The organism is Mesorhizobium sp. PAMC28654 (assembly GCF_020616515.1).
Lineage (GTDB): Bacteria > Pseudomonadota > Alphaproteobacteria > Rhizobiales > Rhizobiaceae > Mesorhizobium.
The window spans coordinates 3,301,169-3,321,899 of record NZ_CP085135.1; the positions used below are offsets into that span (position 1 = coordinate 3,301,169).

Sequence of the window (20,731 nt, forward strand, 5' to 3'; positions counted from 1 at the left end):
TATTTTTTATGATTATGTCGCTTGTTATGCCGCGCCGACGCAGAGCGTCGCGCCTTTCGCACGATCACTCAACTGATATCTCGACATGGCAGTTGTTGCGTCTTTGCATGCGTCAAGCCATCGGCCAGCCATCGACGATCGCATCGTGGAGCAAACGTTCGCTCGTTGCCGGCCGCCCGCCGTGGCGCGAAAGCTTGTGCAGCCAGAAACCGTCGAAGAGCGCGCGATGGGCGACCTCGTCAAACGGCTCGAAGAGCTGCCATTGCAACTCATGCGGCCGATCCGCGCCGACCTGCGGCGTGCGCAGGAAGTCGCGCAGAAGCCGCCGGTGCAGGAGAAGCGATGCCTCGAAGTGGTAGGGGAACATGAAGTATTCGTGCAGCCTGTCGTATTTCCTCCAGTAATCCGACAGGCCGTGAAGCACCGTCTCGACCAGCGGATGCCCTTTGCGGGCATGGATGAACCAGGTTTCCACGAGCCGTGGATGATGGTTCGTCTCGCGTAGGATGTAGAAATCCTCGCGCTCGATTTCGGCGGGAACAGGCTGCCGCAGCAGGATGGTGGCGTCCAGCCATGTCCCGCCATGATTTTGCAGCAGACTCAACCGAATGAGATTGGAAAAATGCTGCTTGGTCATCAATCGGCGTTTGTCCCAGAGATGATCCGGCAGATCGATGTGGTTTTCTATCGTCTTGTCGTCGAGCACGATCAGCTCGCGATCAGCCTTGTGTCGCTGCACGGAGCGCAGGCACGCCCTGATCAATGGCGGGACTTCGTCAACGCCTTGCCCCCAATATTGCCAGATCGGGCCCAGACCGCCGGTCGGCGTGCTGGCGGAACACCAATGGGAATGGTCGACCGCGACGCGGCGGGCTCGCCGATTTCTCTTGCGCGCAAGCGTCATGCTGACCTTCGCCGCGCCGCTGCGCAACGACCAGGGCAAAGCCGGCGAGGAGGCTGCCCAGCGCAGCGGGGCAAGATGCGGAATTCTCAACGTATCCCGGAACGGCGTCTGCTCGCTGAAAAAGGAAGGCGTCGGCCGGCCGTCAACATTCTCGGGCACAGCGCTTAGTCGACCGTGATTTCGATGACGCGCGGCACCCCGGCTGCCCGCGCGCGTTTGAGCGCATCCGCAAGACCGCCTGTGTCGGTCAGCCGCTCCGCGGCGATGCCGTAGGCTTCGGCCAGCTTGCAGAAATCCGGCGGCGCGGGCGACACGCCGACCGGTTCGACACCGACATCGAGCATCGAGGTCTCGATCTCGCGATAGCCGCGATTGTTCCACACCACAAAGATGACCGGTGCCCGCGCATCGAGTGCGGCGCCCAGTTCCGGCAGCGTGAACTGGAAACCGCCGTCGCCGGTGAGACAGACGACCGGCGCATCGGGAACGGCAAGGGCGGCGCCCACCGCGGCCGGCGGCCCGTAGCCCAACGCTCCAAAACCGGTGGCGGCATTGAACCAGCCGCCCGGCCGGTCATGATCGTAATACAGGTTGGCGGCGTAGATGGGCTGGGTCGAATCGCCGACGATGATCGATCCCGGCAGCACGTCGCGGATCGTCTCGACCACGCGCACCTGTGCTTGCATGGCCGGGCTGATCTCGGCGAAGGCCGCTTGCCGTGCCACGGCGGCGCGCGCCTGGCCGTCGCTGGGTGCGGGCGCGTCGCCAATTCGCGAAAGCAGCGCTTCGAGCGCATCACCGCAATCGGCCTGGATCGAAACCGTGGCCGGGCGGCGCGCGAGCTGGTCGGCGCCGATATCGATGCGGATCAAGTTAGCCGGCAAAACAAACCCGCCATCGCCGTATCCGTCATAGTCGGTCGGGCCGAATTCGGTGCCGGCCGCAATGACCAGATCGGCTTCGGCCATCAGCGCCCGCACCGCCTTCAGGCTCGGGCTGGCCGGCACGCAAAGCGGATGGCCGTGCATGAGACCGCGCGCATTGGCCGTCTGGACAACCGGCGCTCCCAGCCGCTCGGCCAGGCGTTTCAACGGCTCGTCAGCCTGCTTGGCACCGCCGCCGGCAAGGATGAGCGGACGGCGGGCGGCGGCGATGAGTTTGGCTGCCTCGGCGATCTTCCGGTCATCCGGCGCGGGCGGCACGGCATTGCTTAGCGAGGCCGCGATACCATCGGCCGGCTTGACCATCACGTCGGTCGGGATTTCGATATGGACCGGGCCAGGACGCGAGGATGAGAACAGCGCGAAGGCCCGCGCCAGGGCACCGGGCAACTCGGCGGCTTCGGTTACGCGGTAGGACGACAGCGCCACCTTCTCCATCATGCCGCGCTGGTCAGGCAGTTCGTGCAGATGACCGAGGCCCTTGCCCAGCGTCGGCATGGCGTTGACGCCGGAGATCACCAACATCGGCACCGAATCGGCGCGCGCCTGACCCATGGCCGTGATGGTGTTGGTCAGCCCGGGTCCGGTGATGACGAAGGCGACGCCTGGCCGGCCGCTGGCGCGGGCATAGCCGTCGGCCATGAAGCCGGCGCCCTGTTCGTGGCGTGGCGTGACGTGGCGGATCTTCGAGCGCGCCAGCCCGCGATAGAGTTCGACCGTATGCACGCCAGGAATGCCGAAGACGGTATCGACGCCATGGGCTTCCAGCAGGGAGATAAGCGCTTCGCCGATTGTCGTCATTGTCTGAACACCGGACGTGTGAGGCAGGTCGGGCCGCCTTCGCAGGCGATGCACAGCGCGTCGGCCTCGAAGGTGGAAACTGTGCAGCCGGCGGCCCGCATGGCCGCCGCCGTCTTCGGGAAACCGGCGACGGCGATCACGTCGAGCGGCGCGGTCGGCAACACGTTGAGACTGAGGCCGCTGGAAGCGTGGAACTCGTCGGCGTCACCCTCGACCAGCCTCATGCCCCGCGCTTTCAGCATCTGGTAGAAGGCCGCCGGCAAGAGGGGCGCGTAGACCAGCGCCAGGTCGTCGGCAAGCGGGCTGATCACCGACATCAGGTGCAGGCACGCCTCCTCGCCATGCCAGAGTGGCAGGTCGAAGCCAAGGACCTGGATGCCCTTGGCCGAGAGCAGGTTGGAGAGCTGCTGGATGCCGTCCTGGTTGGTGCGCACGCCTCGGCCAACAGCCAGCGTGTTCGCGTCCACCCAGACGCAATCGCCGCCCTCGACCTGGCCGGACGCTTCGATGCGGCCAAGAATGGGCACGCCCATGCTGATGTAGGCTGCCTCGTGCAGGCCGGGTTCGGTCCGGCGCAGCGCCTTGCCCATGGAAAGAATGATGGCGCCGTGATCGGTCATCAGCGACGGGTCGTGGGTGAAGACGGAATCGGCAAGCCCGTCATCGGCGTCGGTCAGCCATTCGATCTTGGCGCCGGACTTCGCCACCAGTTTGGTCAGCTGGTCATGCTGGTCAGCGGCTTTTTGTGGGTCGAATCCGCTGCCATAGTGCCATTCGGCCGCCTTGGCCCGCCGCATGGCGCTGGCGGCGGAACGCATCAGCACGCGCTTCAGCGGTCCGGCCATGGACTGCGACCCGTATGTTTTGTCCACTAAATTCTCCCTGTCCATCCCGCCCGCCAATAACCACTACAGCAAGCCGTGATCAATGGTCCAAAAACCATGGTTGACGGAGGCAAGCAGAACGGTCCATCTTGAGAATGGGAACTCTGTACAGTGACGGGTAATGGGTAAAACATTCCAGCAACGACGAATCCGGTCGCTTCGCGGAGCGCAGAGACGGTGATGGCGCCAGGCGCCGCTCCCGCACTGAAGACCACGGCGCTCAATGGCGCCGCTGAAGCCATCCATGTCGAGAACCTGCACAAGAAATTCGGCGAACTGCATGTCCTGAAGGGCGTTTCGCTGTCGGCGCGCGACGGCGAGGTCATCGCCATCATCGGTGGCAGCGGTTCCGGCAAGTCGACGCTGTTGCGCTGCATCAACTGCCTGGAGAACCCGACGAGCGGCATCATCCGCGTCAATGGCGAGGAGATCAAGCTGAAGGCCGACAGCCACGGCCATACGGTTCCCGCCGACCGCAAGCAGATCGAACGCATCCGCTCCAAGCTCGGCATGGTGTTCCAGAATTTCAACCTGTGGAGCCACATGACGTTGATCGAGAACGTCATCGAGGTTCCCGTCCATGTGCTCGGCGTCAAGCGCGACGTGGCGATCGCGGAAGCCGAAAAGCTGCTGGCGCGCGTTGGCCTTGCCGAAAAGCGCGACGTCTATCCAGCCTACCTGTCGGGCGGACAGCAACAGCGCGCCGCGATCGCCCGGGCCCTCGCCATCAATCCGCGCGTCATGCTGTTCGACGAGCCGACCTCGGCGCTCGACCCTGAACTGGTCGGCGAGGTGCTGAAGGTGATCGGCGACCTGGCCCGCGAAGGCCGCACCATGGTGCTGGTCACCCACGAAATGAAGTTCGCCCGCGAGGTCGCGACCCACGTCGTCTACCTCTACAACGGGCTGGTCGAGGAAGAAGGACCGCCGGAGCAGATCTTTGGCGCACCGAGATCCGAAAGGCTCAAGCAATTCATCCGCAACATCGGCTAGGGGACAAGGCCGAGGGCGGACGAAAAACGGGAACACCAACCATAACAAACTGGGAGTTGTGAATATGAAGACTGTGCTGAAGATTTTTGCCGCGGGCCTGTTGCTGGGCGTCGCCGCGATGGGCGTGGCCAAGGCCGATCCGATCAAGATCGGCGTCGCCGCCGAACCCTATCCGCCCTTCACCTCGCCGGACGCTTCGGGCAAATGGGTCGGCTGGGAAATCGACTTCATCGACGCCGTCTGCGCCGAAGAGAAGCTCGACTGCGTCATCACGCCTGTCGCCTGGGACGGCATCATCCCGGCGCTGACGACCAAGAAGATCGACGTTATCGCCAGCTCGATGTCGATCACCGACGAGCGCAAGAAGACGATCGACTTCTCCGATAAATATTATAACACCCCGACCGCCATCATCGGGCCCAAGGACAAGAAGTTCGGCGCCACGCCCGACGACCTCAAGGGCAAGGTCATCGGCGTGCAAGTCTCGACCATCCACGCCGTTTACGCCAAGAAGCATTTCACCGACGCCGCCGAGATCAAGGAATATCAGACCCAGGACGAAGCCGACAACGATCTTGCCGCGGGCCGGCTCGACGCGGTGCAGGCCGATTCGATCGCGCTCGACGCTTTCCTGCAATCCGACCAGGGCAAGGCATGCTGCGACCTGAAAGGCATGGTTGCGCCGGATCTCGAGGTGCTAGGGCCAGGCGTTGGCGCCGGTGTGCGCAAGGAAGATACCGACCTGAAGAACAAGATCAACGCCGGCATCAAGGCCATCCGCGCCAACGGCAAATACGCTGAAATCACCAAGAAGTACTTCAATTTCGACGTCTATGGTGACGCGCCCCAGTCGAATTGACGGCAAGCACGAGCTTGTGACCGCGCGGCGCCTTGCGCACCGTGCGGTCTCGCCTGAACCTGTCCACGCACGTTTCCGCTGACGAGAACGGCCAGCGGTTGACGTCAGCATTTCGGGGGCGACGCTGATCGACGCATTCCTCTCGGCCTCCGCGGCCGGTATCATCGAACTTCTCTCGCCCACGCCGCCAGGCTGGGGCGGAACGCTTTTGCTTGGGCTGCTCCATTCGATCGAAATCGCGGTGGGCGCCACTTGCGTGGGACTTTTGATCGGCACGGGCGGCGCCTATGGCAAGCTCTATGGCGGGCCGGTGGTGCGCGATTTGCTGGCTATCTACACCACGATCGTGCGAGCCGTGCCCGAACTGGTGCTGATCCTGCTGCTCTATTATGCCGGAACCGACCTGATCAATCAGGTGCTGACCGCGCTCGGCTATCAGCGCATCGACATCAGCGGGCTGGCGGCCGGCATCGCCGTGCTCGGTTTCGTGCAGGGCGCCTATTCGACCGAGGTCATCCGCGGCGCGATCCTTGCCATTCCGCAGGGGCAAATTGAAGCTGCCCGCGCGTATGGCATGTCGCCCGGCCTTCTGCTGCGGCGCATCACCTTGCCGGCGATGCTGCCCTTCGCCATTCCAGGCCTCGCCAATCTTTGGCTGATCGCCACCAAGGACACCGCCCTGCTCGCGGTTGTCGGCTTCTATGAACTGGCCCTGGCAACGCGGCAGGCCGCCGGCGTCACCAAGGCCTATTTCACCTTCTACATGGCTGCGGGCGCGCTCTATCTGCTGCTGTCGCTGGTTTCGAACTTCCTTATCGGTCGCGTCGAGGCCTGGTCACGACGCGGCATGCCTTCGATCAAGGAGGCGCGTTGATGGCCGGTGAAGCGACCATCATCAACGTCGCCGCACGCACCTCGCTGTGGCTGCAACCGCATCGCATCGTGCTGATCCTGATCGCGCTGGGCCTGGTCCTGTCAGCCGTGTTCTTCATGCGCTGGGACTGGCTGCCGCAATATTACGCGATGGGATTGATGGGCCTGTGGCGCTCGCTGTGGATCCTGGCTGTCACCTGCATCCTGGGGTTCCTGTTTGCCGTGCCGCTCGGACTGGCGCAGGCCACCGGCTCGTTCTGGTTCGCGGCACCCGCCAAGGCCTTCTGCACGGTCATCCGAGGAACGCCGCTGCTGATCCAGCTCTGGCTGCTCTATTACGGACTGGGCTCGCTGTTTCCGCAATATCCATGGATCAGGGATTCCTGGATGTGGCCGTATCTGCGGCAGGCATGGCCCTATGGCGTCCTGGCGCTGACCTTGTCCTTCGCCGGCTATGAAGGCGAAGTGATGCGCGGCGCCTTTGCCGGCGTGCCCAAGGGGCAACTTGAAGCCGCTCGCGCGTTCGGCATGAGCCGCTGGAAGATCTTTCGCCGCATCTGGTTGCCACAGGCCATTTACCGGGCTTTGCCGACGCTGACCGGCGAAACGGTGCTGCAGTTGAAATCGACGCCACTGGTGGCGACGATCAGCGTCATCGACATCTTCGCGGTCTCGTCGAAAGTGCGCCAGGACACCTACCTCACCTACGAACCCCTGCTGCTGCTGGCCCTGATCTACATGACGGTCACCGGCATCCTGGTCTTTGCCTTCAGCAGGATCGAGGCGCGGATACCCAACAAGGTCGGCTAGGGCGGCTATGGGACCTACGCGGCCATCTGCAGGTTGCAGATCAGCGGTGGACGGACGGTGACTGCGCGCCGCTTTTTTTCTACTCGCCGGCGATTTTCAGCAGCAATGCAGGCTCGTGTCCTGATACCAAGGATACGAAGCTCAAACTCGCGATTTCAGGACGGCCATGATGCAACTCAGTCTCGACCAGGCAACTGGATTGTGCCGGATGGCGGCGCTTGGCGCCGGCGCCAATGAAGAGGCCGCGCAATCGCTGGCGGCGTCCATCGTCGCGGCCGAGGCGGAAGGTCTTGCCACCGTCGGCCTGTCGCATTTCATCGACTACCTCGAAGCGCTTGAGGCCGGCCGCATCGACGGCAATGCCGATCCGGTGATCACCAGGCCGGCACTCGCCGTCTATCTCTCCGATGCGCGCGGCGGCCTGGCGCATACGGGCTTCGACCGCACCATCGACGATCTAGCCAAGTCGGCAAAGCTGTTCGGCGTCGCCATCTTTTCGCAGAAGAACGCTTACACATGCGGCGCGCTCGGCTATTTCACCGGACGCCTGGCCGCGCAGGGACTGGTGTCGTTTGCCGCCACCAACGGGCCGGCCGTGCTTGCCGGCTCCGGCTCGGTCAAGCCTGTCTATTGCACCAACCCCATGTCCTTTGCCGCTCCCGCCGCCGATGGCGCGCCGCTGGTCATCGACCAGTCGTCGAGCGCCACCGCCTTCGTCAACATCCGCAAGGCGGCAGAGGACGGCAAGACGATCCCCGAAGGCTGGGCGCTCGACGCCAGCGGCAACCCGACAACCGATCCGGCCGCTGCGATGAAAGGCGCTATGCTGGCCTTTGGCGGCCAGCGTGGCGCCAACATCGCGCTGATGGTCGAGGTGCTGGCCGCCGGCCTGTCGGGCGCCAACTGGTCGCTCGACGCGCCATGGTTCACCGGCGGACCGGACAGCCCCGGAACCGGCCTCTTCGTGCTTGCCATCGAGCCAAAGCTGCTTGATCCGGATTTCGAACAACGGATGAAAGACCAGCTCGATCGGCTGCGGCGGCGCTACGGCGTGCATGTGCCCGGCCGCTCCCGCGCCGAAGCCGCCGAGAAGGCGTCCGCGCGGGGCATCACGGCTCCCAAGGCCGTGGTGCAGCGCATTTCCGAGTTCGCCGCCCGCTATTCCGCCTGACGAGATCCGGCCCAGGCTTGGAATAGCCGAGGGGCACGAATTTGCCGCGTCTCGCTGAACCTTTTCCCCCCTCGCGGCGACCAATAGCTGTCCGGGTCGGGGTTTGCCCGGTCGGTGTCTCCTGCCGGATGCATCCAGGGCCGGGGCGGGCGTCTCACGCCACGCCGATACCGTCTCAGGTCAGGCCGTCTCGTTGGACCCTGTTTTCGACATGAGCGTCACCCGGAAAACCCCGCTTCGGCGGGGTTTTCTGCTTCTGCATCCCTCATCCAATAAACATGATTATAATAGTTAACTTTTGTTAACTTGACTTGCCGGGAGCCATCGGGCGTCTGCGAGGGATGAACACAAAAACAGGAGCCACGATGTCCGCAACCACCGACGCTTCCCGCGGCAGCCTCATCATTCCGCCGCTTGGTCGCCTGTATTCGGCATTGAATGACGCAGCAGAAACAATTCTGCGCGTTGTCGCCGGTGCGTTCCTCACCATCCATGGTTCGCAGAAGATCACCAACCCCTTCGGCGCCGCCGAAATGGTTGAGGGCCTGGGCTTCTATCCCGGCGCTTTCTGGTCACTGCTTCTGGCGTGCACCGAATTCTTCGGCGGCATCCTCATCGCCATCGGCCTTTTGACGCGCCCGGCGGCTTTTGCGGGCATGTTCGTGCTCCTGGTCACGGTATGGTTCCACTGGGTCACAATGGGCCAGGGCTTTTCGGGCGCCGAAAAATCGCTTCTGTGGGCGGCGATCCTGTTCTTCTTCGTCATCCGCGGCGGTAACCGCCATTCGGTCGACGCACGCATCGGCAAGGCATTCTGAGGCACTTTTGTCCTGACGCAATTCCGGACGGAAAACCGCTTCACACTTTTCCTGGAGTTGCTTTCGTCCTGACGCAACTCCGGACGGAAAACCGCTTCACACTTTTCCTGGAGTTGCTCTGGAAACAAGGGCACCGGCGACAACGCGTCCCCTTTGCCTTTGGCACGAAACGGATTATGAAACGGCTTCAGCCAGGGCCTCGCAAGATCCTGGCCCAGTTAACATCTGGAACGTGCGCCGGAGCCCGCCATGACCGAAATCCTGCAGACCCCCAAGCTCATCGTCGTGTTCGGAGGGTCCGGGTTTGTCGGCCGGCACGTGGTGCGGGCGCTGGCCAAGCGCGGCTACCGCATCAGGGTTGCCTGCCGCCGGCCCGATCTCGCCGGCCATCTGCAGCCGCTTGGCAATGTCGGCCAGATCCAGCCGGTGCAGGCCAATGTGCGCATGCGCTGGTCGGTCGACCGCGCCGTGCAGGGCGCTGATCATGTCGTCAACCTGGTGGCCATCCTGCATGAGAGCGGCCGGCAGAAATTCACCTCCGTCCACGAGTTCGGTGCCCGTGCGATCGCCGAGGCGGCGCGTTCCGTGGGCGCCGGCCTTACCCATGTTTCGGCGCTGGGCGCGGATGCGAAGTCCGGATCGGACTATGCGCGCACCAAGGCGCTCGGTGAAAAGGCGGTGCTGGACACGATCAAGGACGCCGTCATCTTGCGGCCCTCGGTCATTTTCGGGCCGGAGGATGAATTCTTCAACCGGTTCGCCAACATGGCGCGCTATTCACCGGTCCTGCCGCTGATCGGCGGTGGGCAGACCAAGTTCCAGCCGGTCTATGTCGGCGACGTCGCCGAAGCCGTGGCACGCTCTGTCGACGGCAAGGTCGACGCCGGCCATACCTACGAGCTTGGCGGCCCAACTGTGCTTACGTTCAAGGAATGCATGCAGGAGCTGCTCACCGTGATCGACCGCAAGCGCCTGCTGGTGCCCGTCCCCTGGTGGGTGGCGAACATCCAGGCCTCCATCCTCGGCCTGCTGCCCAACCCGCTGCTGACCAAGGACCAGGTGATGCAGCTGCGCGAGCACAACATTGTCTCGGAGACCGCGGCCAAGGCCAACCGGACATTGGCCGGCCTCGGCATCCAGCCGCAGTCGATCGGAACGATCCTGCCCAGCTATCTCTGGCGCTACCGCCCGGCCGGGCAGTTCCAGCAGCGCAAGCCCGCGGCTTAGTTCAGCGTAGTTGCCTGAAGGTGCGTTGAGATTCAGGTCAGGCCGTTCGCAGGCCGGCATAACCTGAATATCAACACACCTAGAGCAGAATCTGATCATTCCGGCTCATATCCTGTTGCGGCGAAGTAGTTGGCGCACTCGGTTGGTGTGAAGCAAGGCAGTGCGGCGCTGATGGTATCCCACAATTCCGCGACGGTTCGTGCGGCGGCTTTGCGTAGAATCGATTTCAGCTTGGAAAAGGCGTTCTCGATCGGGTTGAAGTCGGGGGAATAGGGCGGGAGGAACATCATCCTTGCGCCGGTTGCTTCGATCGCCACACGGGCGGCTGCGCTTTTGTGCGCCGGCAGGTTGTCGAGGATCACGACATCGTCGGGCCGCAGCGTCGGCACGAGAACCTGCTCGACATAGGCGACAAACCATTCGCCAGTCATCGGGCCGTCCAGGACCATTGGCGCGGTCATGCCAGTGAGGCGCAGGGCGCCGGTGAACGTCGTCGTCTTCCAATGGCCATGCGGGATTGGCGATCGGCACCGCATCCCGCGCTTCGTGCGCCCCCGCAGTCGAGCCATCTTTGTCGAGGCTCCGGTCTCGTCGATGAAGACCAGATGCTCGGGATCAAGATCGGGCTGGGCGTCGAACCAGGCGTTTCGTCGCGCCGCCACGTCTGGCCGCTCCTGCTCGCTGGCGTGCGCCGTTTTTTTTGAAGGTCATGGAGTGACGATCGAGAAACCGCCAGATCGTGCTCGTCGCAAACGACGCGCCATGCTCCTGTCGCAGCAACTCGGCGAGTTCGACCAGCGTGATGTCCACCCGCCTCTCGATCGCCGCCAGGATGATGTCGCGATACGCTTCAACGCGGTGGGACCGCCTGTCGCCGCCCTGCGGCTTTGCGCAGGTGGCTCCGGTCTCGCGCCATTCCCGGACCCAACGCACCGAGCTTGCCGCCGCCACGCCAAATCGCGCCGCTGCCGCCCGTCGCGACAGGCCGCCATCAACCGCTGCGACCACCCGAGCCCGCAAATCTTCCGATAAGGATTTCGCCATGCCATGCCGGCCTCCGAATCCAGCAGATATGCTGAATCAGATTTCCAATCCCAACGAAACCCCTATCGATTCTATCCGCTCGGATTTTGCTCTAGCGCGGCGTTACCCGCATCGGCAGCCCGCCCTGCGGCTGGGTGGTCAGCTTCTGCACCGGCCATGGCTTGGTCTCGGCCGTGGTGTCGAAGCGAAATCGCGACAGCATGATCGCCAGCGCGATGATCGCCTCCTGCATGGCGAAGCTCGCGCCAATGCAAACACGCGGGCCCGCGCCGAACGGCAGATACTGGAAGCGGTCGATCTTCTCGCGATTTCCCGGATGGAAGCGTTCGGGCAGGAAGGCGTCCGGCCTGTCCCAAAGCTTCCGGTGGCGATGGACGACCCACGGCATCACCAGAACGGCGGCGTGCTTGGGGATGTAGAGATCCTTCCACATTTCCGGCTCGATCGGCTCGCGGTTGATCGATGGCGCCGGCGGGTAGAGCCTGAGCGCCTCGTCGAAGGCGGCGCGCGTGAACGGCATGGCATCAAGCCACTTCGTCGGATCAGGTTCGCGCGCCAGCACTGCGTCGATCTCCTGCTCGACCCGGTCGCGCTCCCACGGGGATTCCGCAAGGCAATACAGCGTCCAGCCGAGCGCGCGCGCGGTGGTCTCGTGGCCGGCGCCGATGAAAGTAATGATATTGTCCTCGACCTCTGCCCGCGTCAGCCCGTCCGGACCTTCGGCCTTGAGCAGCAGCGTCAGGAAATCCTGCGGCACGCCATCTGGATCACGCCTGAACTTCTCCTCGCGCATCTTGACGGTGTCGGTCACGATCTTGCGGAAATAGGCCATGGTCTTGCGGCCACGAATGCGGGTGAGCCGCGGCAGCCAGTCCGGCGCCCGCAACAGGTCGAGCGGATCGACCCGGCCCATGGTCTCGAACAGGCGGTCGATCTGGTTGGCGAAACTGCCCGGCTCGCCCGCGATCTCGCCGGAGAACAGCGTCTCGGCCAGGATGTCATACGTCAGCAGCGTCATGTCATGGGCGATATCAGACGTGCCGCCGTTTTCGTAGCGGGTGACGAACTCCAACGTGCGCTTCAGCATCGGCTGGGCAAAGCCAAAGATATGGCGCGGTGTGAACACCGGCGCCATCGCCTTGCGTGAGCGCTTCCACACCTCGCCCTCGGCCGTCAGCAGGCCATCGCGCAGGATCGGCCGCAGAATCTTCTGGCGCACCGTCGCCATCTTGTAGTTTTTGGCATTGTCCACCAGCACATGGCGGATGAGGCCGGGATCGTTGGCGATGACCAGAGGCCCGCCGGCACCCTTGGCGGAAATCCAGGGCTCGTTGTAGGTTTGCTCACCCCACAGTTCGAGCGGGTTGCGATAGACGATGCGGATCATCTCCAGCGTCGAAGGCGGCGTTGTGCGCGGCTTCGGTGCGGGGGGAATGAAAGGGGCGGGCTGCGTGTCCATGAAGTGCTCCGCTGTCACCTTCAATGTAGTGACTGGCAAAGCAGGCGTCCATGTGACCGAACGGCAGCCCCCCGCGCCGAGCATGCCGCCCGCTTGCGGTGGAAGGCACGTGGCCAGGTGCCATCGCCTCGAAGAAAAACTGCTCTCTTGAATGTGACCGGTTACCGGAAGGTGCCTTCTTGTTGGCCGTGGCCGGATGCCTTAGGTGGCGGTCACCAACAGATACTGTCAATCAGCAGGAGTTTGCGCCTTGAAGCACCAGTTGAACATCATCATCGGCAGCACGCGCCCTGGCCGCGCCGGGCCGGTGTTCGCCCAATGGCTGGAGATTTTCGCGCGCGCACGGAAAATTCGAACCGGTGCTGACCGACATTCACACGTTCAACCTGCCGGTTCTGGACGAACCGCATCATCCGAGGCTCGGCAACTACCAGCAGGCGCACACAAAGGCCTGGTCCAAGGCGATCGATGGCGCCGACGCCTTCGTTTTCGTGGCGCCCGAGTACAATTATTTCGTGGCGCCGGCGATCGTCAACGCGGTCGACTATCTGTCGCGTGAATGGCAGTACAAGCCAGCCGCTATCCTCAGCTATGGCGGTGTTTCCGGCGGGCTGCGCGCGGCGCAATCACTCAAGCCGCTGCTGACCTCGGTGAAGGTGATGCCTATACCCGAAGGCGTGGTGCTGCCGATGTACCAGAAGCTGCTCGACGAGGACGGCGCATTCCAGGCCAGCGAACAGGTACGCGGCAGCGCCACGACCATGCTGGACGAGTTGCTGCGCTGGAGCGAGGCACTGAAGCCGATGCGTTCGGTCTGAGCGAACCCTTCGCTTCACGCGTGCTTGCCGGGTGCTCGCGTTGATTGGCGCCCACACTCCGCGCGATGGGCTGACCACCAACGAGGCCAGCCATGGATAGCCGACCACAGGTCGCCGATCCCTCGGGAAATGCCTGCAAACCTTGGAAAAACCGCCTTTAGCGCCTATATCTAGGAGGTATGAGACGCGCGATTCGGGGCCGATTTTTCGCGCTGCAAAAGCGGCATCAAGACAACAGGTTTTCATGAGCGACCAGACAGACAACGCCAACGGCGCTGAAGCCGAATACGGCGCCGATTCCATCAAGGTTTTGAAGGGGTTGGATGCCGTGCGCAAACGGCCCGGCATGTATATCGGCGATACCGACGATGGTTCGGGCCTTCACCATATGGTCTATGAGGTGGTCGATAACGCCATCGACGAGGCGCTCGCCGGCCATGCGGACCTCGTCAGCGTAACGCTCAACCCCGACGGCTCGGTGACGGTCATCGACAACGGGCGGGGCATTCCGACCGATATCCACACTGGCGAAGGCATTTCGGCCGCCGAAGTGATCATGACGCAGCTGCACGCCGGCGGCAAATTCGACCAGAATTCCTACAAGGTGTCCGGCGGCCTGCACGGCGTCGGTGTCTCGGTGGTCAACGCGCTGTCCGCCTGGCTGTGGCTAAAAATCCGCCGCAACGGCCAGATCTTCGAGATGAGCTTCACCCATGGCAATGCCGACGCGCCGCTGAAGGCGACCGGTACCTATGAACAAAACAAGACGGCTGGCACCAACGAAGGGCGTAGCGGCAGCGAGATCACGTTCTTTCCGTCGGCCGAGACCTTCACCATGGTGGAGTTCGACTTCGGCACGCTGGAGCACCGGCTGCGCGAACTGGCCTTCCTGAACTCCGGCGTGCGCATCGTGCTGACCGACGCGCGCCATGCCGACGTCGTTCGCCATGAGCTGCATTATGACGGAGGGCTCGAGGAGTTCGTCAAATATCTCGACCGCGTCAAGAAACCGCTGATCGACAAGCCGATTGCCATCAAGGCCGAGCGTGACGGCATCACCGTCGAAGTCGCGATGTGGTGGAACGACAGCTACCACGAGAACGTGCTTGCCTTCACCAACAACATCCCGCAGCGCGACGGCGGCACCCACCTGGCCGGTTTCCGCGGTGCGTTGACACGCCAGATCACCGGCTATGGAGAATCCTCTGGCCTGACCAAGAAGGAAAAGGTCGGGCTCATCGGCGACGATTGCCGCGAGGGGCTGACGGCCGTGCTTTCGGTCAAGGTTCCCGACCCGAAATTCTCCTCGCAGACCAAGGACAAGCTGGTCTCGTCGGAAGTCCGCCCGGTGGTGGAAGGGCTCGTCAACGAGGCGCTCGGCACCTGGCTGGAAGAACACCCGTCCGAGGGCAAGGTGGTCATCGACAAGGTGATCCAGGCGGCGGCCGCCCGTGAAGCCGCGCGCAAGGCGCGCGACATCACACGCAAGAGCTCGCTTGGCATCACCTCGCTGCCCGGCAAGCTGGCCGACTGCCAGGAACGCGACCCGGCGAAATCCGAGATATTCATCGTCGAGGGTGACTCCGCCGGTGGCTCGGCCAAGGGCGGCCGATCGCGCCAGAACCAGGCCATCCTTCCGCTGCGCGGCAAGATCCTCAATGTCGAGCGGGCTCGTTTTGACCGCATGCTCGGCTCCGAGATGATCGGCACTCTGATCACCGCGCTTGGCACTTCGATCGGCAAGGACGAGTTCAACGCCGACAAGCTGCGCTACCACAAGATCATCCTGATGACCGACGCCGATGTCGACGGCGCCCACATCCGCACCTTGCTGCTCACCTTTTTCTTCCGGCAGATGCCGGAGCTGATCGAGCGCGGCCATCTCTACATCGCCCAGCCGCCGCTTTACAAAGTGACGCGTGGCAAGAGTTCGCAATACATCAAGGACGAGAGCGCCTTCGAGGAATTCCTGATCGGCTCAGGGCTGGAGGAAGCCTCGCTGACGCTTGGCTCGGGCGAGGTCAGGGTCGGCCATGACTTGCGCGGCGCCATCGACGATGCGCTGGCCGTGCGCCAGCTGATCAACGGACTGCACACGCGCTACAACAGAGGCGTGGTCGAGCAGGCCGCGATCGCCGGTGGCCTCAACCCGGACGTGTTTGCCGACCTCGGCCGCGCCGACGCCATGGCCGAGCGCGTCGCCAAGCGGCTAGACATCATCGCCGAGGACACCGAACGCGGCTGGACCGGCCGCATGTCGACCTCGAACGAGGGGACCGGCGGCTATGTGTTCGAACGTACGGTGCGCAGCGTCAAGGAATACGCGCATCTGGATCTCGGGCTGATCAATTCGGCCGATGCGCGCCAACTCGACCGCTACGCACCACGCCTCACCGAGGTCTACGACGTGCCGCCGGTGCTGCGTCGCAAGGACGTCTCCGAAACGATCTCGGGACCTTTGGCGCTGCTCAACGCTGTCTTCGCGACCGGCCGCAAGGGCCTGACCATGCAGCGCTACAAGGGTCTTGGCGAGATGAACGCCGAGCAGCTCTGGGAAACCACGCTCGACCCGAATGTGCGCTCGCTGCTGCAGGTCAGGGTCAATGACGCCACCGATGCGGACTCGCTGTTCTCGCGGCTGATGGGCGACGAAGTCGAGCCGAGGCGCGAATTCATCCAGGAAAACGCGCTGTCGGTCGCCAATCTGGATATCTGAGACAACATCGTCGTTTTGAGACATTGGCGCGCCCCCGGCGCGCCAATGTCGTTTCTACCGCAGCAAAATCATTTGAGGACCTGTCGGAACAGAAGCTCATCCAAGACATTGTGACAACATCGATCACGATTTCTCACAGGAGGCCTTCATGGGACGCGGCATTTTGCTCTGGTTGCTCGGGATTCCGATTCCAATCATCATTCTCATCATGCTGTTCGTACGATAGGGGGATTTTATGCAGTCCACCCTATCGGCCGTCGATATTTCCGCCACTACCGAATCCTCTTCACCCGCCGTCAGTTGGGGACCGATCATTGCTGGCGCGTTCGCGGCCTCGACTCTGACTTTCATCCTGATGCTGCTTGGCTCGGGGCTTGGGTTGACCATGGTTTCGCCATGGTCAGGTTCAGGCGCGTCGATCACGACCTTCGCGGTCTCCACCGCGATCTGGCTGATCATCGTTCAATGGCTGTCGTCCGGCGTCGGCGGCTACCTTGCAGGACGCTTGCGTACCAAATGGGTCGGCATTCATACCGATGAAGTCTACTTCCGCGACACCGCCCACGGCTTCCTCGCCTGGGCACTGGCAACCCTGCTTGTTGTTGGTGTGCTTGGTTCCGCACTGTCATCGGTACTGGGCTCCGGCGTGCAAGCCGTCTCGACCGTTGCTTCGGGGGCCGCGATGGGTGCGTCCGCGGGAGCGTCTTCGAATGTCAGCGGTGCTTCAGCCGACAATGCGACATCCTATCTGGTGGATTCGCTGTTCCGTCCGGCTGATGCCAGCAAGCTCGCCGCCGGCAATCCACAGAATGACGCGGCGGCCGCATCGCAGGCGTCACGCATCCTGATCGCGGGTGCGGCGGCAGGCGAGGTTTCGGCCGATGACAAGACCTATCTGTCACAGCTGGTCGGCGCTCGTACGGGCCTTTCGGAAGCCGATGCCAAGGCGCGGGTCGATGCGATCCTGGCCAAGGTTCAGGACGCCAAGGTCAAGGCCAAGCAGGCCGCAGACACCGCCAGGAAAGGCGGCGCGACCTTTGCCCTGCTCGGCGCGCTGTCCCTGGTCATAGGCGCCTTCATCGCCAGTGCGGCCGCGGCACTGGGCGGCAGGCAGCGCGATGACGACGAAGCGCTGTTCATCACCAGCCGCTGAACCAATCTGCTCCGGTTCAAAAACAAAGCCCGGCCGCAAGGCCGGGCTTTTTTGGTGGAATGTCCGGGCTGGACCGGATCAGTGATCCATGGCCTTGACGATTTCTTCCGTCATCTTCTTGGCGTCGCCGAGCAGCATCATGGTGCCGTCCTTGTAGAACAGCGTGTTGTCGATGCCGGCATAGCCGGAGCCGAGCGAACGCTTGACGAACAGGCAGGTCCGCGCCTTGTCGACGTCGAGGATCGGCATGCCGTAGATCGGCGAGGACTTGTCGTCCCGCGCGGAAGGATTGGTGACGTCGTTGGCGCCGATGACATAGGCGACATCGGCCTGCGCGAACTCGGAGTTGATGTCCTCGAGTTCGAACACCTCGTCATAGGGCACGTTGGCTTCGGCGAGCAGCACGTTCATGTGGCCGGGCATGCGGCCGGCGACCGGGTGGATGGCGTATTTCACGTCGACGCCGTTGGCCTTGAGCTTGTCGGCCAGTTCGCGCAGCGCGTGCTGCGCCTGGGCCACCGCCATGCCGTAGCCCGGCACGATGATGACCTTCTGCGCGTTCATCATCAGGTAGGCGGCATCGTCAGCCGAACCCTGCTTGACCGTGCGCTCGATGCCGTCGTCGGTGGCAGCAGCCGTCTCGCCACCAAAGCCGCCGAGGATGACGGAGATGAAGGAGCGGTTCATGCCCTTGCACATGATGTAGGACAGGATCGCGCCGGACGAGCCGACCAGCGCGCCGGTGATGATCAGCGCCAGATTGCCAAGCGTGAAGCCGAGTGCGGCCGCGGCCCAACCCGAATAGGAGTTGAGCATCGAGACGACGACGGGCATGTCGGCGCCGCCGATCGGAATGATCAGCAGCACGCCGAGCGCCAGCGAAGCGATGACGATCAGCCAGAACACCGCATAGCTCTGCGTGGTGACGAGCAGCACGATCAGCACCACCAGGGCGATGCCCAGCGCGGCGTTGATGAAGTGACGGCCGCCGATCATGATCGGCTTGCCGGACATGCGGCCGTCGAGCTTGAGGAAGGCGATGACCGAGCCGGTGAAGGTGATGGCGCCGATGGCGACGCCAAGGCTCATCTCGACCAGCGCCTGGGCGTGGATGGCGCCGACTTCGCCGATGCCGAAGCTGGTCGGCGCATAGATGGCGGCAGCCGCAACCATGACGGCGGCAAGGCCGACGAGCGAATGGAAGGCGGCGACCAGTTGCGGCATCGAGGTCATGGCGATGCGCCGTGCGGTGACCGCGCCGACTGAACCGCCGATCGCCAGGCCAAGCACGATCAGGCCGAGACCTTCCAGCGAAGGCGTTGCCAGCGCCAGCGTCGTGGCAATGGCGATGGCCATGCCGATCATGCCGTACATGTTGCCCTGGCGGCTGGTGGTCGGGTGCGACAGGCCGCGCAGCGCCATGATGAACAATACGCCGGAAACCAGATAGAGGAAGGAGGCGAAGTTGGCGTTCACGTCACTTGTCCTTCTTCTTGTACATCGCCAGCATGCGCTGGGTGACGAGGAAGCCGCCGAAGATGTTGACGGACACCAGCATCAGCGCAACGAAGCCGAAGCCGGTGGCAATGCCGGACGCCGAGATGCCGACCGCTAGCAGCGCGCCGACGACGATGACGGACGAGATGGCGTTGGTGACGGCCATCAGCGGCGTGTGCAGGGCCGGCGTGACGGACCAGACGACATAGTAGCCGACGAAGATAGCCAGGATAAAAATGGCGAAGCGGAAGACGAAGGGATCGATGGCACCGCCCGACAGCGCGTGCGCGGCATCACCGGCCGCCTCGGTGCCTGGCGTATTGGCCAGATTGTGGACCGCGAGCCGGACGGCGGCACTTGCCTGGTCCAGTTGATCGAGGGCTTTCTGCAGGGTCTGATCCATCACGCAATCCCCTTGGGCTTGGACGAGGTAGACTTGGTCGCGGCCGATTTGGGCGCGGCAGGTTTCTTTGGCGAGGCCGATTTATTCGCAGGCTGGGGCGAGGCATCGGCGACCATCGTCTTGGCCGGGATCGCGGCCGGCTCGACATGGGGCTGCTCGGCCGCCTTGGCAAAGGCGGGGTGCACGACCTTGCCGCCGTCGGTCAGCATCGTTGCCTTGACCAAATCGTCGTCGCGATTGATGGCAAGTGTCCTCGTGGTCTTGTCGACCATCGTTTCGACGAAGGTGAAAAGGTTCTTGGCGTAAAGCAGCGAGGCGGATGCGGCGATACGGCCGGGCACATTCAGGTGGCCGACGATCTTCACATTGTTGGCCGTGGTAATCACCTGCCCCGGCACAGCGCCCTCTACATTGCCGCCACGCTCTACCGCGAGATCGACGAGCACCGAGCCCGGCTTCATCGAGGCGACCATGGCCGCCGACACCAGCTTCGGCGCGGGGCGACCGGGAATCAGCGCCGTGGTGATGACGATGTCCTGCTTGGCGATGTGCTCGGCGGTCAGTGCCGCCTGCTTGGCCTGGTATTCCCTGGACATTTCCTTGGCGTAGCCGCCGGCCGTCTCGGCCGCCTTGAACTCCTCGTCCTCGACCGCCAGGAACTTCGCGCCCAACGAGGCGACCTGTTCCTTGGCGGCGGGGCGAACGTCGGTGGCTGTGACGACCGCGCCGAGGCGGCGCGCGGTGGCGATCGCCTGCAGGCCGGCGACGCCGACGCCCATGATGAAGACCTTCGCTGCCGGGACCGTGCCCGCCGCCGTCATCATCATTGGCAGCGCCCGGTCATATTCCGAGGCGCCGTCGATCACCGCCTGATAGCCGGCAAGGTTGGCTTGGCTAGACAGCACGTCCATCGACTGGGCGCGCGTGATGCGCGGCATGAATTCCATCGAGAAGGCGGTGACACCGGCCTTGGCGAGAGCGGCGACGGCCGCATCATTGCCATAGGGATCCATGATGGCGATGACCGCAGCACCGGATCTGTAGCCCTTCAGCTCGGCATCCGTTGGCCGGCGCACTTTCAGCACCACGTCGGCCTTGGCGACATCGGCGGCCTTGCCGATTGTGGCTCCCGCCTTGGCGAAATCCTCATCGGGAATGCGCGACCTCGTCCCCGCGCCGGTTTCGACAATCACGTCGAAGCCCAGGCCTGCCAGCCGCTTCACCGTATCCGGCGAGGCCGCAACGCGGGGTTCGTTCGCATCGAGTTCACGAGGAATGAAAACCGTCTGTCCCACCGCATGATCCTTTCGGCTGGAACCTAGTTGCCACAAGGCGCCAGCCGGTATTCCGGCAGCGCCCT

17 protein-coding genes and 1 pseudogene are annotated in these 20,731 nt (G+C 63.5%); 10 read left to right on the forward strand and 8 right to left on the reverse strand.

Features of this window, described 5'->3' with window-relative positions; all coding sequences use genetic code 11:
• Positions 1-112 precede the first annotated feature (112 nt).
• From LGH82_RS16125 to LGH82_RS16135, 3 genes are all read right to left on the reverse strand, one after another.
• The gene (locus LGH82_RS16125) at positions 113-994 is read right to left on the reverse strand and encodes a capsular polysaccharide synthesis protein (protein WP_227349403.1); all 882 of its coding nucleotides are present in this window, start codon (positions 992-994) and stop codon (positions 113-115) included.
• A 74-nt stretch (positions 995-1,068) separates the two neighbouring features.
• Positions 1,069-2,646 carry a 5-guanidino-2-oxopentanoate decarboxylase gene (locus LGH82_RS16130; protein ID WP_227349404.1) on the reverse strand — a complete coding sequence of 526 codons (1,578 nt, stop codon included), beginning with the start codon at positions 2,644-2,646 and terminating at the stop codon, positions 1,069-1,071.
• Positions 2,643-3,491, reverse strand: coding sequence for a dimethylarginine dimethylaminohydrolase family protein (locus tag LGH82_RS16135; RefSeq protein ID WP_227349602.1), 849 nt, complete (start codon positions 3,489-3,491; stop codon positions 2,643-2,645). Before LGH82_RS16135 ends, LGH82_RS16130 begins: the two co-directional genes overlap by 4 nt.
• A 219-nt stretch (positions 3,492-3,710) precedes the next feature.
• Between LGH82_RS16135 and LGH82_RS16140 the strand changes: the two genes are divergently transcribed.
• From LGH82_RS16140 to LGH82_RS16170, 7 genes are all read left to right on the forward strand, one after another.
• Positions 3,711-4,523: an ABC transporter ATP-binding protein gene (locus LGH82_RS16140; RefSeq protein WP_227349405.1), complete on the forward strand. Its 813-nt coding sequence runs from the start codon at positions 3,711-3,713 to the stop codon at positions 4,521-4,523.
• A gap of 64 nt (positions 4,524-4,587) precedes the next feature.
• Positions 4,588-5,382 (forward strand): transporter substrate-binding domain-containing protein, encoded by a 795-nt coding sequence (locus tag LGH82_RS16145; RefSeq protein WP_227349406.1) that lies wholly within the window; start codon positions 4,588-4,590, stop codon positions 5,380-5,382.
• Between the two features lie 160 nt (positions 5,383-5,542).
• Entirely contained in the window at positions 5,543-6,256 is a 714-nt protein-coding gene (locus LGH82_RS16150; protein WP_227349603.1) for an ABC transporter permease, read from the forward strand.
• Positions 6,256-7,065: an ABC transporter permease gene (locus LGH82_RS16155; protein WP_227349407.1), complete on the forward strand. Its 810-nt coding sequence runs from the start codon at positions 6,256-6,258 to the stop codon at positions 7,063-7,065. The genes LGH82_RS16150 and LGH82_RS16155 overlap by 1 nt, the downstream gene beginning before the upstream one ends.
• A gap of 169 nt (positions 7,066-7,234) precedes the next feature.
• Positions 7,235-8,236, forward strand: a complete 1,002-nt coding sequence (locus LGH82_RS16160) for an Ldh family oxidoreductase (RefSeq protein ID WP_227349604.1) — start codon at positions 7,235-7,237, stop codon at positions 8,234-8,236.
• A 365-nt stretch (positions 8,237-8,601) separates the two neighbouring features.
• Entirely contained in the window at positions 8,602-9,054 is a 453-nt protein-coding gene (locus LGH82_RS16165; protein WP_227349408.1) for a DoxX family protein, read from the forward strand.
• A 249-nt stretch (positions 9,055-9,303) separates the two neighbouring features.
• Positions 9,304-10,281: a complex I NDUFA9 subunit family protein gene (locus LGH82_RS16170; protein ID WP_227349409.1), complete on the forward strand. Its 978-nt coding sequence runs from the start codon at positions 9,304-9,306 to the stop codon at positions 10,279-10,281.
• Positions 10,282-10,376: 95 nt separating this feature from the next.
• Here LGH82_RS16170 and LGH82_RS16175 read toward each other — a convergent pair.
• Together LGH82_RS16175 and LGH82_RS16180 are read right to left on the reverse strand one after the other, a co-directional pair.
• Positions 10,377-11,325, reverse strand: a protein-coding gene (locus LGH82_RS16175) for an IS630 family transposase (protein ID WP_227343924.1) whose coding sequence is annotated in 2 segments (ribosomal slippage) — positions 10,377-10,983 and positions 10,982-11,325 — 951 coding nt in all. Because the reading frame shifts where the segments join, the coding sequence is not laid out codon by codon here.
• 91 nt (positions 11,326-11,416) lie between these two features.
• Positions 11,417-12,784 (reverse strand): cytochrome P450, encoded by a 1,368-nt coding sequence (locus LGH82_RS16180; protein WP_227349410.1) that lies wholly within the window; start codon positions 12,782-12,784, stop codon positions 11,417-11,419.
• Positions 12,785-13,034: 250 nt separating this feature from the next.
• Between LGH82_RS16180 and LGH82_RS16185 the strand changes: the two are divergent.
• The 3 genes and pseudogenes from LGH82_RS16185 to LGH82_RS16195 all read left to right on the forward strand — a co-directional run bounded on the left by LGH82_RS16185 (position 13,035) and on the right by LGH82_RS16195 (position 17,471).
• Positions 13,035-13,602 (forward strand): annotated as a pseudogene (locus LGH82_RS16185) (NADPH-dependent FMN reductase).
• A 244-nt stretch (positions 13,603-13,846) separates the two neighbouring features.
• Positions 13,847-16,318 (forward strand): DNA topoisomerase (ATP-hydrolyzing) subunit B, encoded by a 2,472-nt coding sequence (gene gyrB / locus LGH82_RS16190; protein ID WP_227349411.1) that lies wholly within the window; start codon positions 13,847-13,849, stop codon positions 16,316-16,318.
• A 235-nt stretch (positions 16,319-16,553) separates the two neighbouring features.
• Positions 16,554-17,471: a hypothetical protein gene (locus LGH82_RS16195; RefSeq protein ID WP_227349412.1), complete on the forward strand. Its 918-nt coding sequence runs from the start codon at positions 16,554-16,556 to the stop codon at positions 17,469-17,471.
• Between the two features lie 78 nt (positions 17,472-17,549).
• Here the strand turns inward: LGH82_RS16195 and LGH82_RS16200 are convergent, their stop codons facing one another.
• From LGH82_RS16200 to LGH82_RS16210, 3 genes are read right to left on the reverse strand one after another with little or no spacing between them, the layout of a single operon-like run.
• The gene (locus LGH82_RS16200) at positions 17,550-18,947 is read right to left on the reverse strand and encodes an NAD(P)(+) transhydrogenase (Re/Si-specific) subunit beta (protein ID WP_227349413.1); all 1,398 of its coding nucleotides are present in this window, start codon (positions 18,945-18,947) and stop codon (positions 17,550-17,552) included.
• A gap of 1 nt (position 18,948) precedes the next feature.
• On the reverse strand, positions 18,949-19,371 hold the full coding sequence (locus tag LGH82_RS16205; RefSeq protein ID WP_413771455.1) for an NAD(P) transhydrogenase subunit alpha: 423 nt from the start codon (positions 19,369-19,371) through the stop codon (positions 18,949-18,951).
• On the reverse strand, positions 19,371-20,666 hold the full coding sequence (locus LGH82_RS16210) for a Re/Si-specific NAD(P)(+) transhydrogenase subunit alpha (protein WP_227349415.1): 1,296 nt from the start codon (positions 20,664-20,666) through the stop codon (positions 19,371-19,373). The genes LGH82_RS16205 and LGH82_RS16210 overlap by 1 nt, the downstream gene beginning before the upstream one ends.
• Between the last annotated feature and the right edge of the window lie 65 nt (positions 20,667-20,731).